General features: G+C 44.4%; 12 protein-coding genes. 1 reads left to right on the top strand and 11 read right to left on the bottom strand.

What is annotated here, in order from left to right; genetic code table 11:
* Positions 1-3: 3 nt before the first annotated feature.
* The 6 genes from rpsS to B5X60_RS08970 all read right to left on the bottom strand — a co-directional run bounded on the left by rpsS (position 4) and on the right by B5X60_RS08970 (position 3540).
* On the bottom strand, positions 4-270 hold the full coding sequence (gene rpsS / locus B5X60_RS08945) for a 30S ribosomal protein S19 (protein WP_079702237.1): 267 nt from the start codon (positions 268-270) through the stop codon (positions 4-6).
* Entirely contained in the window at positions 270-1094 is an 825-nt protein-coding gene (gene rplB / locus B5X60_RS08950) for a 50S ribosomal protein L2 (RefSeq protein ID WP_079702238.1), read from the bottom strand. The genes rpsS and rplB overlap by 1 nt, the downstream gene beginning before the upstream one ends.
* A gap of 7 nt (positions 1095-1101) precedes the next feature.
* Positions 1102-1392: a 50S ribosomal protein L23 gene (gene rplW, locus B5X60_RS08955; RefSeq protein WP_079702239.1), complete on the bottom strand. Its 291-nt coding sequence runs from the start codon at positions 1390-1392 to the stop codon at positions 1102-1104.
* A 1-nt stretch (position 1393) separates the two neighbouring features.
* Positions 1394-2023, bottom strand: coding sequence for a 50S ribosomal protein L4 (gene rplD, locus B5X60_RS08960; RefSeq protein WP_079702240.1), 630 nt, complete (start codon positions 2021-2023; stop codon positions 1394-1396).
* 4 nt (positions 2024-2027) lie between these two features.
* Positions 2028-2645 (bottom strand): 50S ribosomal protein L3, encoded by a 618-nt coding sequence (gene rplC, locus B5X60_RS08965; RefSeq protein ID WP_079702241.1) that lies wholly within the window; start codon positions 2643-2645, stop codon positions 2028-2030.
* Positions 2646-3324: 679 nt separating this feature from the next.
* Positions 3325-3540, bottom strand: a complete 216-nt coding sequence (locus B5X60_RS08970; protein WP_139377407.1) for a hypothetical protein — start codon at positions 3538-3540, stop codon at positions 3325-3327.
* Positions 3541-4826: 1286 nt separating this feature from the next.
* Here B5X60_RS08970 and B5X60_RS08975 point away from each other — a divergent pair.
* On the top strand, positions 4827-5414 hold the full coding sequence (locus tag B5X60_RS08975; RefSeq protein WP_079702243.1) for a hypothetical protein: 588 nt from the start codon (positions 4827-4829) through the stop codon (positions 5412-5414).
* 91 nt (positions 5415-5505) lie between these two features.
* Here B5X60_RS08975 and B5X60_RS08980 read toward each other — a convergent pair whose 3' ends face one another.
* From B5X60_RS08980 to B5X60_RS18270, 5 genes are all read right to left on the bottom strand, one after another.
* Positions 5506-7425 carry a beta strand repeat-containing protein gene (locus B5X60_RS08980; protein ID WP_139377408.1) on the bottom strand — a complete coding sequence of 640 codons (1920 nt, stop codon included), beginning with the start codon at positions 7423-7425 and terminating at the stop codon, positions 5506-5508.
* A gap of 144 nt (positions 7426-7569) precedes the next feature.
* Entirely contained in the window at positions 7570-8499 is a 930-nt protein-coding gene (locus tag B5X60_RS08985; RefSeq protein ID WP_170878412.1) for a PorP/SprF family type IX secretion system membrane protein, read from the bottom strand.
* 6 nt (positions 8500-8505) lie between these two features.
* Complete coding sequence (locus tag B5X60_RS08990; protein ID WP_139377409.1) at positions 8506-9831, bottom strand: T9SS type B sorting domain-containing protein; 1326 nt, start codon at positions 9829-9831, stop codon at positions 8506-8508.
* Positions 9832-10096: 265 nt separating this feature from the next.
* Complete coding sequence (locus B5X60_RS08995; RefSeq protein ID WP_079702247.1) at positions 10097-10837, bottom strand: FKBP-type peptidyl-prolyl cis-trans isomerase; 741 nt, start codon at positions 10835-10837, stop codon at positions 10097-10099.
* A gap of 52 nt (positions 10838-10889) precedes the next feature.
* Positions 10890-12499 (bottom strand): beta strand repeat-containing protein (locus tag B5X60_RS18270; protein ID WP_170878413.1); only part of this gene is annotated, 1610 nt, incomplete at its 5' end.

The following is a 12499-nucleotide window of genomic DNA, read 5'->3' on the forward strand; positions in this document are numbered from 1 at the left end:
TGCTTATTTCTTCTTATCAGAGTGACCTCTGAATGTTCTCGTTGGAGAAAATTCACCAAGCTTATGACCAACCATGTTTTCAGTTACATACACAGGAATAAACTTGTTTCCGTTGTGTACTGCAAATGTGTGGCCTACGAAATCCGGAGAGATCATTGACCGGCGTGACCAAGTTTTGATCACCGATTTTTTGTTACCCTCATTCATAGTAGATACTTTCTTCTCTACGTTATGATCTATATAGGGTCCTTTTTTTATTGAACGAGCCATTATTTCTTCCTTCTCTCTATGATGTAACGATCAGATGATTTCTTTTTATCGCGGGTTTTGAAGCCTTTAGATAATAAACCTTTTCTAGAGCGTGGATGACCACCAGATGATCTTCCTTCACCACCACCCATAGGGTGATCGACAGGGTTCATTGCCACACCACGAACTCTTGGACGGCGACCTAACCAGCGCTTTCTACCTGCTTTACCTAACACCTCGTTAGCTTTTTCAGAGTTAGAAACAGTACCGATAGTTGCGATACAAGTAGCCAGGATCATACGCGTTTCGCCAGAAGGCATCTTAATGATCGCATATTTACCATCACGTGCTGAAAGCTGTGCATACGTGCCGGCGCTTCTTGCAATGATAGCTCCCTGACCAGGGTTCAGTTCAATGTTGTGAATAATAGATCCCAAAGGAATGTTCTTCAAAGGAAGAGCGTTTCCAATTTCCGGAGCCGAGCCTTCACCTGAAATGATTTTCATTCCAACTGTCAGTCCTTCCGGAGCAATGATGTAACGTTTCTCACCGTCAGCATAATGCACAAGTGCAATACGTGCGCTACGGTTTGGATCGTACTCGATAGTGGCAACAGTTGCGGGGATATCGTTTTTATCGCGTTTAAAATCAATCAATCGGTATGACTTTTTATGTCCCCCACCGAGATAACGCATAGTCATTTTACCGGAATTATTTCTACCGCCGGACTTCTTGATGCTTGTTACTAACGATTTTTCTGGAACGTTAGTCGTCACATCAGAGAAAACTCCTCCTACTCTGAAACGAGTACCCGGGGTAACCGGTTTAAATCTTCTTACTGCCATGTCTTAATTAAATATTGCTGTAAAAGTCAATAGTTTCACCATCATTCAGCGTTACTATAGCCTTTTTGTATTTAGGAGCATTTCCTGTTACAACACCTGCTTTAGTGTTACGCGATTTTGTTTTTCCAAATACTACCGCCGTGTTGATAGCTTTGATATTCACACCATACATTTTCTCGATCGCATTCTTGATCTCCAATTTGTTGGCTCTGTGATCTACTTTGAAAGTAAAGCGGTTTAACTTCTCAGTTAATGCTGATGCTTTCTCAGTTAGGATTGGTTTCTTTAAAATTTCCATCTTACTTCGCGAACGCCTCCGTTAATGTTTTAACAGTCTCAGTAGTAAGCAATAATGTTCCTGCATTTAATACATCATATGTATTTAATTCTGCAGCGGTAACAACCTTTGCTTTCTTGATGTTCCTGCTTGATAAATAAACATTGTTGTTTGCTGCTGGAAGAACCAATAACGACTTAGCGTCAGTCAGGTTTAAATCAGCAACTAACTTTACGTAGTTTTTAGTTTTGATAGAATCGAAATTGAAATCCTCTAAAACCACGATGCTATTATCCTGTGCTTTATAAGTAAGTGCTGATTTACGCGCTAATGATTTAAGCTTTTTGTTCAGCTTGAAGCTATAGTCGCGGGGCTGCGGACCGAATATACGACCACCACCATTGAACAATGGCGATTTAATAGATCCTGCACGGGCACCACCAGTACCTTTTTGTTTGTATAATTTTTTGGTAGATCCTGCGATCTCATTACGTTGCTTAGACTTGTGCGTTCCCTGGCGTTGATTCGCTAAGTATTGCTTTACATCTAAGTAAATCGCGTGATCATTTGGCTCTACGGCGAAGATCGCATCAGGAAGCTGCACCTTGGCACCTGTTTCTTTACCTGATATATTTATAACCTTAACTTCCATCTTCCTATTTATCAACGATTACGTAAGAACCTTTAGCTCCCGGTATTGAACCGCTAACTACCAATAAGTTTTGCTCTGTGTACACCTTCAAAACCTGAAGATTCTGAATTTTAACGCGATCACCACCAGTACGTCCTGCCATGCGCATTCCTTTGAATACACGTGAAGGCCATGAAGATGCTCCAAGTGAACCTGGTGCTCTTAACCTGTTGTGCTGACCGTGAGTTTGACCACCCACACCGCCAAATCCGTGGCGTTTTACAACACCCTGAAATCCTTTACCTTTTGAGGTACCAACTACATCAACAAAGTCGCCTTCCTCGAAGATCGAAACGTCAACTGTATCACCAAGTGCTTTTTCATCCTCAAAAGTTTTGAACTCAACAAGCTTGCGCTTTGGTGTAGTTCCTGCTTTTGCGAAATGTCCTTTAAGTGAACCGGTTGTGTTTTTTTCTTTCTTGTCTGAGAAAGCTAACTGAACTGCGGTGTAGCCGTCTGTATCGACGGTACGTAGTTGAGTAACTACGCATGGGCCAGCTTCGATAACTGTGCACGGGATGTTTTTCCCGTCAGCATCGAAAATGCTGGTCATTCCTACTTTTTTTCCAATAATTCCTGACATTTTCTAAATTCAATTTGTGTCCATCGAAGCAGTAGGGCTTCGTTCAAGACATAGTAAACCCCTCTAAAGGGACGGCAAAGATAGGGAAGTTCTGTTAATTATCAAATAGTTGCTGAGTTATTTTTGTAAATAATTGCGAGGGTTGAGTTTTACGGGGTACGTGGTAGGTTATACGTTTTCTAGACCCTGTTATAGGAGTTATAGGTTATAAGTTATAAGTTGCTAGACGCTGTGAGAGTTGCATTTTCAAGATGCGGTAATAGGGATGTCGAGAAACATGACAAACCTGACTTGAAAAGCGGAAAACGAACACCAAACTGCTGAGCTTAATTCAAGAGTGTTGCGGTAGGTACGCTTCCTGCTCCCCTTCCTTTAAGGGGAGCTGTCCCGTTTTTTCTGCGGGACTGAGGGGTCGATAAACCCAAGCTTGTAGCAATAAGCGTATACATATCCAGTATGCTATCCGCCCAGACTTACAACTTATAACCTATAACCTATAACTTTTTCAGAAAAGCAACCCCTCCATTTCATCGCCACAGCCAGCCCGGTGCTATGCTATAGTTTTTGCCCGATAAAATTACCAGTACCGACCACGCACCCCGCGGGCAAAAAGCTGCCGCTTCGCCCCGGTTTAGCTTACGCAGGTTTGGTGCATTGATTTAAGGCATTGTACAACGAGTTAGTTGTTAGTTGTTGGTTCCTGGTGTTGGTTGTTAGCACTTAGTTGTTCTGATCGGATAGAAAAGCCGGCTATCCGTCCTTTCTCGCCTGGCGGAAGTCTTCGTTCTTTGCTCTTTGTTCCTTGTTCCCTCGTCAATCCGCTTTGTGGAAGTTTTGATTCTTGATACGATCTCCACTCTCCGCTAAGAGATGGCTCGTCGTCCCTCCTCGCCATGACGATTAGCTTCGTAAAAAAAAGGCGCGATAACTCGCAGCTGCGCCTGCTCATCATCGCGCCTTTATCCACACCTCCCATGTAACCCCGCCTGGCGACATAGGTACGCTGTGCAGAAATCTTGATTCTTGATACTTGATTCTTGGCTCTCTAAAATAATACTTTTAGCAGAGTCCCCATACTTACCGCCTATTTCGCCTTCGATGGACAGATTCATCTACTAACGGCACCATTCGGGATTAGAACCCAATAACTGTAATGCACCAGTCGTTGTGTTTAAAGCAACAGTAAGCTATTGACCGTAAGGCAGGTCTTTCTTTGCCTTTGGAGGTATCAGACGTAAGGTATCAGGTATCAGGCTGGGCGGAGAGGCATCCGCTCATACCTTTTCCCGAAACCCGCTCCAAGCCCGGGAAGCTTTCCTAATAATACGTGGCCCCATACTCCAGGAGCCCTTCTCAGACCTCTGACCTCCGACTTCTTACTTCATTCTTCAATTTTCCTTTCTCATTCACAAAAATTTAATCGTTTATATATATACTCTCATACCGGTACAATGCTCTCCCATAGCTCTTCGCTTAACTCTCGCTATTCAAGCCTCCTCCTACGTTCACTATCCATTCCTCTCGTAATTAACCATGACATCTCTGACTTCAGACCTCTGGCCTCATCCTTCCGGCTTCAGAGCTCCTCCGACGTTCCCCTTTCATTCACCTAGGATTCACCTAGCGTTCACATGGGTTTCCACATTTCGACATGGACTTTAGCGGTCATCTCAAACTTAACTCCGAGAACAAAATGATCCAAATTATGACGGGATTTGGCGGAATTTGGCGGTGTGCGTAGCATAAACCCGCAGATAGTTAGTTGACGTCAAAAATACCGCAGTTTCACGCAAGTCTAACCAAGGCCTTATCTCAGTGTGATCTCAGTGCTTAGAGTGTACTAAGAGAGTGCTAGAGAAAGGTAATGAGGGTGGGCAGATCTTGCGGTTTTTTTGCGGGTTTGTCGGGTATCGGGTTTGAGGTATCAGGTATCAGGCCTTATCGGATAGACTAAGGTGCAAGCATCCGGACGTTGAATGTATATCTAATTGGGAACGTAATCTCGATTATGAATTTTGATTTACAAATTGCAAATTGCACACATCACCGAAAGTTGGGTATTGTTATCCACGAGTGTTTAGGCTATGGTACGGTTGCCCTGATACCTCATACCTGACTCCTGATACCTTCCCCACAATAAACACAACCCAAAACCTGTTCTATATTTCTAAACCCAACCTTATGTCGAGACTAAAAATCACCCTGCTACTCCTTATTATATATACAACGGTAAACGTTCATGCTCAAAAGCCCGGCACTACCCTTTCCCAGCAATACCAGGATGTAGTAATCAATTCCGGCTCTTACCAGGGCTTTAAAGAAATAAGGCAGGATAAGCTAGACCTGTTCTGGAAAAATATATCAGATACCCTTAATAAAGAACGCGCTCTGTTGGCAGACGCCAAAGCAAAGCTTGGATCGAACGACCAGGCTGCCCTCAGCTCAAAGACGGAACTTGAAAATGCAAGGAAAGAATTGGAGCAATCTAAGGCACGCGTTGACCAGATCAACCTCTTGGGCATGTATCTTGAAAAAGGGACATATAATATGGTTATGTGGGGATTAGTCTTTCTCCTGGGTGCCGGACTTGCCTTTGCAATCTATCGCAGCAGCTCATCATTAAAGGAGGCTCGCTACCGCACCGGGCTATACAACGACCTCTCTGAAGAATTCCAGAAACACAAGGTTAATGCAAACGAGAAAGAGAAGAAACTCGCCCGTGAACTCCAAACCGAAAGGAATCGGATTGCGGAGATGACGGGGAGGTAGTTGTACGTTGTACGTTATACGTTATACGTTATACGTTGTAAGTAAAAACGCACCTTACGGTCTTGCGGAAAGGACAGGGAGGCAAGTTCTCTTATTGAATAACGGTTAGGTTTATGGCTCCTGCAGAAACTGATCCTGAACCATTGAAATTACGATATCTTACGGTTACGACACCCGCAGTAGTTATTCTCGCAGACATAATACCAAGGCCTGCGGGCAATGCTGGATTTGGAGACACAACTACAGTTCCTGTAGGTGCTGCACCAGTGACGGTATAGTTAACATCGAGTTCCTGTCCAGAGGTGACAATTACAGGAGCAATTGCTGGAACGCTTGTCAGCTTAATCATTCCCACGAGGCTTGTAGCAGAACTCGCGTTACCACTAAGACTTCCTCTAAATATTGGAGCGGTCAATTCACCAGTTGATGGGATAAAGCTCAATTTTGTAGAACTCACTCTAGCAGGCAAGGTACCCGTGTTATTCGTGACCATTGTTGGAAAAATTGGGGTATTTGAAATTACATCATCTGTAATTTGAATCTCCACCGTTCTCTGTGCATCTAGGGCCGCTGTCGCAGTACCAGTAACATTTCCCGTCAACGGACCAACAAACCCTCTTGCTGTTAATATCCCGGTTGACGGAACATAACTCAAATTCGAAGGGCCGACACGAAGCGGCTGATTTCCAGGAGACGCATTTACAAATACCGGGTAGGCAGTAGTGGGAGTGACGATATCATCCGTAATGTTGGAATTAGCAGAATTCGTAGCGTTAATGGCGGTATTGGCCGATGTTGCATTTCCGTTCAATGGACCTACGAAGCTATTTGCCGTTAAGGCGCCTGTTGACGGAATAAACGACAGTCTTGAACTCGAAGTACGTTGATTCTGGTAACCGGTAGTTGCAGTAACGAATGTTGGATAAACAGGAACTGCAGTAGCAACGTCATCCGTCACTGCAGTATTTAATGTATTGGTAGATGTCAGGTTAGCTACCGGTGTAGTGGAAGCAACTATTAAAGGAGCACCTCCAGTTGGTACGGTAGAAGTTAAAATACTTGCCGTCAAATTACCGGTGGCCGGCACAAATGTAAGTCTTGCGTCAGAAGTACGCTGTCCCATATTTCCAGAACTCGCTGTCACGAAGGTTGGATAAACCGTTGATGCCGAAGTATTATCGTTAGTAATAGTGGTGGTTACTGCATTTGTAGCAGTTGAGGCGTTTCCAATAAATGTTCCTGCAAAGCGCGTAGCACTCAGCGTTCCGGTGGATGGTACATAGTTCAAACCCGGATTACTTACCATATGCGGCAAATTTCCTGCTGTGCCGGAAACAAATGTCGGATAATGAATAGCGCCGGAAACAACCTCATTCAAGATATCCGTATTTGACGCATTCGTAGCATTAGTAGCGGAAGTTGCATTTCCAGTTACATCACCAGTCAAGGGGCCTGCAAACCCTGTGGCTGTTAGAATACCGGTGTTAGGTATGAAACTAAGCTTGGTTGTAGCAGTTCTTAGTTGCGAGTTTCCCGGGGTAGTGGTCACAAAAGTTGGATATACCGGGGCTGGTGTAGCAAGATCATTAATTACGGTCGAATTTGCAGAGTTGGTAGCGTTTATTGCAGTATTGGCCGATGTTGCGTTTCCGTTTAGGGGACCGGTAAAACTACCGGCAGTTACCGTTCCTGAAACAGTAAGCGAGCTGAAATTACCTGCACCTCCCAGAGAACCGGTAAGATATTCCCAGCCTGTAACTTTACGGACATATAGACCTACAGCAGGCGCTTTTGTCAGGTATATCAACATCCCGTTTGGCGGGGCCAAGGCGTTGATTGCCACGGTATCTGCCATCCGCGGAAGCAAAAGGCCCTGATTGGTACTCTCAAGCTCCAGTAATGAAGACGGAGCTATCGTAGCGCCGTTTGTTCCGATCTTGATCTGGGCTTCGGCATTACCTGCTATCATTAACACCGTTAGAATTAGGAGGAATAAGTAAATTTTCTTCATAGTACTTTATTTAGGGCCACTAATTAAATCCTGTCGCCCGGTTAGTTGTATCTTATATTAATATGGTTTGGCTATCAGCAGTCAGTTATCAGCTATCAGGCTGCCGTACCCATCGTCTGCACATTCTCAATTCTCAACTCTCCATTAAAAAAGGTATGACGGCATCAAAATGTCCCTGTCAAAAGGAATGTGATACCGCAGTATTATTTCATGAGTTCCTTTAGCGAAAGCGCTCAGCCGACCTACATTGTAATCATATGCGTACCCTAGACGCAATTCAGGGATTACTCGTACATCCATCAATCCGACCACAGCGCTATGACTGCGGTATGAAACGCCCATAGAGAATAATTCTCTAAAGAACACATTAGCATTAATATCATAATTAAGCGGTATCCCCTTTACACCGCGCAATAAAAAACTTGGTTTAAGAACGAAGTTATCGTTCAGCGTGAACAGCATCCCTGCATTGATATAAAAATGCGGGCTTTGTTTCACTTCGTAATGGTTAAGGGCAATATTGGTTTCCCTCAAATGCGTTCTCACAATATTGGGCACCGATACACCGGCATAGAATTTATCCGTATTATAGAATATCCCGGTTCCAAAGTTTGCAACAAGGGTATTTACGTCCTGAGCAAAAATGGGATCACCTGCATGGGTCACGTTCAGATCGACCATATTCGCTTTATAATTCAATGCGCCAACCTGAAGACCAAATGAAATTCTTGAATTATCCCCATCTATATGGTACGACATAGAGCCTTGCGCGCCGGTAGTGCGGGAAACGGAAATCTTGTCATCAACAAGTTTCAAGCCCACTCCAAGCTGAGTAGTACCAATGGGCATGTCGAACGACAACTGGGCTGTTTGAGGAGCGTCTTTAATCCCGTTGAACTGCTTTCTAAAAATGCTCGTAAACTGCATGGACTCTTTAAATCCGGCATAGGCGGGATTGATCTCAAGCGTATTGAACATGTACTGGGAATATAGCGGTAACTGTTGGGCTGAAAGCTGAAAACCGAAAGCTGAACACAACAAACTACATACAGTCAGGGTAAATAATTTCTTCATACACATTTATCTGTTAATGATCAGATAACCTGGGATGCCTTTGGCCCCATTAACACTGATGAGGTAATAGTAGATCCCATCAGGAAGCACATTACCCATAAATCCTTTCTGATTACCATTGCCGTCAAACGTATTATCATAATCCAGATTCTGATATACCAGCACCTGATTCCGGCTATACACTTCAAAACGCACCTTATCCGTCGGCAAACGTTTCACTATGATATAGGTATCGTTCAAACCATCACCATTAGGTGAAATTGCATCCGGAATATTTACAGGGGTATTTTCATCAATCTGCTTTTTAATTACCGATTTGGTAAAATACTCCGTGGTTGCCAGTGCACCAATTGACGGCCTCGTATTCATATACGCTCCAAACACTGGGGCTCGGGCAGAAATTGCTCCAGGAGTAGTGGTAGGGTGCGGAGCAACGATGTCATACAAACCTACAAGTTTTGCATCATAACGGGTTACGTAGGCCTCGGTCCGGTTGCGGAAATATTCAATTCCTTCATCCGCAGAATTATGCTGTAGTGTGAGGTTAAGGGTACCATTAGCATCAGGAAAATCCCGAACTACAATCCAGGTCTTGTTCACGTACTCGGGGAAATTCATTTTATTATACACGTTATCAGCTACGCGTACTTTGATATTTTGAGGGATTCCAGTATAAATGAGTGACGCGGGTGTGTAACTATTCAGGGAAGTACCTACAGGATAGTCTGTGGCCGTATTGGCGGTTCCGGTAAAGCTTCTCATCAGGCTGCCGCCCGTAAAACCCGTGCCAGTAACAATAAAGTTGTTATTTCCGTAGCCAGTAATCGTGCCAAGCCCATCGTGACCAACATTAACATCAACACTACTCAAAATAAGGTTGCCGTTTACGAAGTCAAGGTTATTGTTTACATGAAGATTTCCGGCCTGTGCCGTTACGTTCAATAAATTATCTAAGCGCAAATTCGGGAAACCGTTGTAGGGCTGAGAACCTAAGGTTATAATCCGCTGAGGGTTTAAAAATTGTCCGGAAAATCTGAATATGCCCCCTATGCCATCAATTCCGCGCGCTGATTCATCCGGAAGACGGCTGCCTGCTTCGTTTTGCCAGATTTGAGCATAGAAATTTATCAGCGCTGTGTCGTATGAAACAAGCGTTCCACCCTGATAGACATTAGAGAATATATTCGTGTTAGAATTCGGGTGAGCATACACCGGGGATGTCGGAAAAATATGAACCTCATTAGCAGCTTGTGCTTTAACCAGAACAGGCAGCATGAAAAACAAGGCTACCTGGAAATACGCCCATTTTAACTTAACAATTTTCCGAATCACGTAAAGTTTTGTTATAATATATCTCCTATATTCTTTTGACAAATTGCAGCTCGTATACAAACTATCGCTTAAGCTTGTCACAATTCAGATACCAAGATACAACAATAATATATGTTTGCAATACACGAGAGATTAGTGTTTCAATCCCCCGAATTCCCGTATACGTAGAAGCGGTAAAAAAGTTGTTTTAAACGAAAAAGACCATGACTATCGTGAAACGATGATCATGGTCTTTTTAGATGTTATGTCCTGACTGTATGAACGCTTAGCGGCTTCTGGTTGCATTGAGAAGTTCCACTTCAAAAATCAATGCCGAATATGGCGGAATCAATCCAGGTACCCCATTTGCACCATAACCTAGTGCGGCAGGAATGAAAACCCTCCAGGTAGATCCAACGGGCATAATCTGAAGAACTTCTCTTAATCCAGGGATGAAGGTGCTTGGCAGTCCTCTTAAAGCGGAATTCTTGGCATAGGTGTCTTCAAACAATTTTCCGTCGGGAAGAAAGCCTTTAACATGAATTAACACAGAATCAGTTAAGGTAGGGCGATAGCCATTTCCGTTAGTCATCACAAAATAGCCTATGCCGGAAGGCAACATGCCAACACCGCTTTTACCGCGCAGGTTGGCGAATAAAAGCGATTCCTGCTGACTGCTTTTGGAAGATATCAGACGTTTTTGATACGATTCGAGTTTTGCGGGAATACTTGCCGCCGGAACCATTGTGGGTTTGTTGCCCAATACATCGTTCATCCCTTTCAGGAAAAGTTCGGAATTTGAAACTGAAAACCCGTTTGCGGTAATCCATTGTCCCATGTATGCGCCGAGGGTGTATTGGAGGGAATCGTTAGGGCTTGTTAATCTCAACGGTGATTTTGTCTGACGAGATTGGCTAAATGCTGAGATACTAACCGTCAGGCACAACGTCGCCATAACTATAAAACATAAGGCAACAGATTTATTGTTGCATCTGGCATTGAATTTACTACCCTTTAGTGTTGACATTTTATTTTATTTATACTATTAATTGATAAAAGTGTTATTTAGAAATTACTGATTACCGTGCCTCTACCTCTACATGACGAATGATCGGGTCCAGCGTTCCATCCCCTATTATGAATGCAGCAATCCAAATATCCCCACGAGCACCAGCTGGTATTGTTAACCATCCGCCTGGCGATAATTGATTTGCGGTAGTGCTGGCAGTGGTTGTTGTTGCACTTAAGTCAGTCCAGGATGTACCACTATTAGTAGAATACCGGATATTTAACTTCACGGTTGCACTCGTAAGTGAAGATGCGAACATAGATCTAAATTGAGTTTTGTTAGTCCAATCAACATTTCTACGGCTAACAGACAGTAAAAGTTCCGTTCCGGGTGTTGTTGCACTGTTTGTATTTGTCACTCCGACTGCGTCAGCGAGCAAGGTATAGTTTGTCATTGAGGAAGTCCAAACCGGGGTGCCAGCACCTGTAGAGGTGAGCACTTGACCAGCTGTACCTGCAGCTGTAATGTTTGTTGCCCCAGCTCCTGTCTGAAACGCAATTCCCCCGGCTACTCCTCCCGCAATGTTTGTAGCAGTAGTAGCGCTTGTTGCAGTTGCCGCATTGCCCGTTATGCTTCCATCGATAGGTTCTGTAACTGTTAATCCGGTTAGTGTTCCAACTGAAGTAATAGCTGGCTGAGCAGCGGTCGTTACTGTGCCGGCTGTTGTTGCTGTAGCCGCATTCCCACCGATACTCAATCCAGCAGCAGTTCCGGTGATATTAGTTCCCACTAAAGTAGTCGGTGTACCCAGGTTAGCTGCTGTAAGTGTTTTATTCGTTAAGGTTTCTGTACCGTCTAAAGTAGCAAGCGTTCCGGTTGTTGGAAGGACTACTGTTCCTGATCCCGCTGTTGGATTCGCATTCAGGATTGTTGTTCCTGAAGTACTACCCGCGATGATCAGTTTGCCCACGTTACCTGCGGCACCGAAAGTCTTGGCACCAGTCACCGATTGGGTTCCGGCCAAAGTCATATCTCCTGTTGCTGCATTTACCCAGCTTGGAGCAGCAGTACCGCCATTGCTTTGAAGCACCTGTCCGGAAGTACCATTCGCTAATAGAGCTGTGGTATTTGCTGCAGTTTGATAAGGTATCTGACCACCCAATCCACCAGCCACATTCGTCGCACGACCTGCTGTTAAGTTCGCTGCTGTACCAGAAATATTCGTACCAATTAAGGCACTTGGTGTTCCCAGATCCGGGGTAGTTAGTACAGGTGAAGTCAGTGTTTTATTAGTGAAAGTCTCTGTTCCTGCTAATGTGGCCAATGTGCCGCCAGCTGCAGGTAGAACAGCAGTACCGGAAGCAGCTGCCGCTGCATTCAGAATCGTAGATCCACTGGTAGAACCAGCAATAACCAACTTACCTACGTTACCTGCTGCACCGAATGTTTTGGCTCCAGTTACCGATTGGGTTCCGGCCAAAGTCATATCTCCTGTTGCTGCATTTACCCAGCTTGGAGCCAATGTCGTTCCGTTGCTTTGTAGTACTTGACCCGCAGTTCCGTTAGCTAACATCGCTGTAGTTCCTGCTGCGGATTGGTATGGAATGGTTCCGCCGGATCCGGCTGCAAGGTTTGTTGCAGTGGTTGCAGAAGTAGCACTTGTGGCAGTGGTTGCTGTTG

Origin of the sequence: Daejeonella lutea (genome assembly GCF_900168015.1) — a bacterium.
GTDB lineage: Bacteria > Bacteroidota > Bacteroidia > Sphingobacteriales > Sphingobacteriaceae > Daejeonella > Daejeonella lutea.

What these genes read in the sequence shown, in the direction of transcription:
- rplW (WP_079702239.1), bottom strand. Translation starts at nt 1,392, where the DNA reads ATGGAAATTTTAAAGAAACCAATCCTAACTGAGAAAGCATCAGCATTA.
- rplB (WP_079702238.1), bottom strand. Translation starts at nt 1,094, where the DNA reads ATGGCAGTAAGAAGATTTAAACCGGTTACCCCGGGTACTCGTTTCAGA.
- B5X60_RS08970 (WP_139377407.1), bottom strand. Translation starts at nt 3,540, where the DNA reads ATGGCGAGGAGGGACGACGAGCCATCTCTTAGCGGAGAGTGGAGATCG.
- rplC (WP_079702241.1), bottom strand. Translation starts at nt 2,645, where the DNA reads ATGTCAGGAATTATTGGAAAAAAAGTAGGAATGACCAGCATTTTCGAT.
- B5X60_RS08995 (WP_079702247.1), bottom strand. Translation starts at nt 10,837, where the DNA reads ATGTCAACACTAAAGGGTAGTAAATTCAATGCCAGATGCAACAATAAA.
- rplD (WP_079702240.1), bottom strand. Translation starts at nt 2,023, where the DNA reads ATGGAAGTTAAGGTTATAAATATATCAGGTAAAGAAACAGGTGCCAAG.
- rpsS (WP_079702237.1), bottom strand. Translation starts at nt 270, where the DNA reads ATGGCTCGTTCAATAAAAAAAGGACCCTATATAGATCATAACGTAGAG.
- B5X60_RS08975 (WP_079702243.1), top strand. Translation starts at nt 4,827, where the DNA reads ATGTCGAGACTAAAAATCACCCTGCTACTCCTTATTATATATACAACG.
- B5X60_RS08980 (WP_139377408.1), bottom strand. Translation starts at nt 7,425, where the DNA reads ATGAAGAAAATTTACTTATTCCTCCTAATTCTAACGGTGTTAATGATA.
- B5X60_RS08985 (WP_170878412.1), bottom strand. Translation starts at nt 8,499, where the DNA reads ATGAAGAAATTATTTACCCTGACTGTATGTAGTTTGTTGTGTTCAGCT.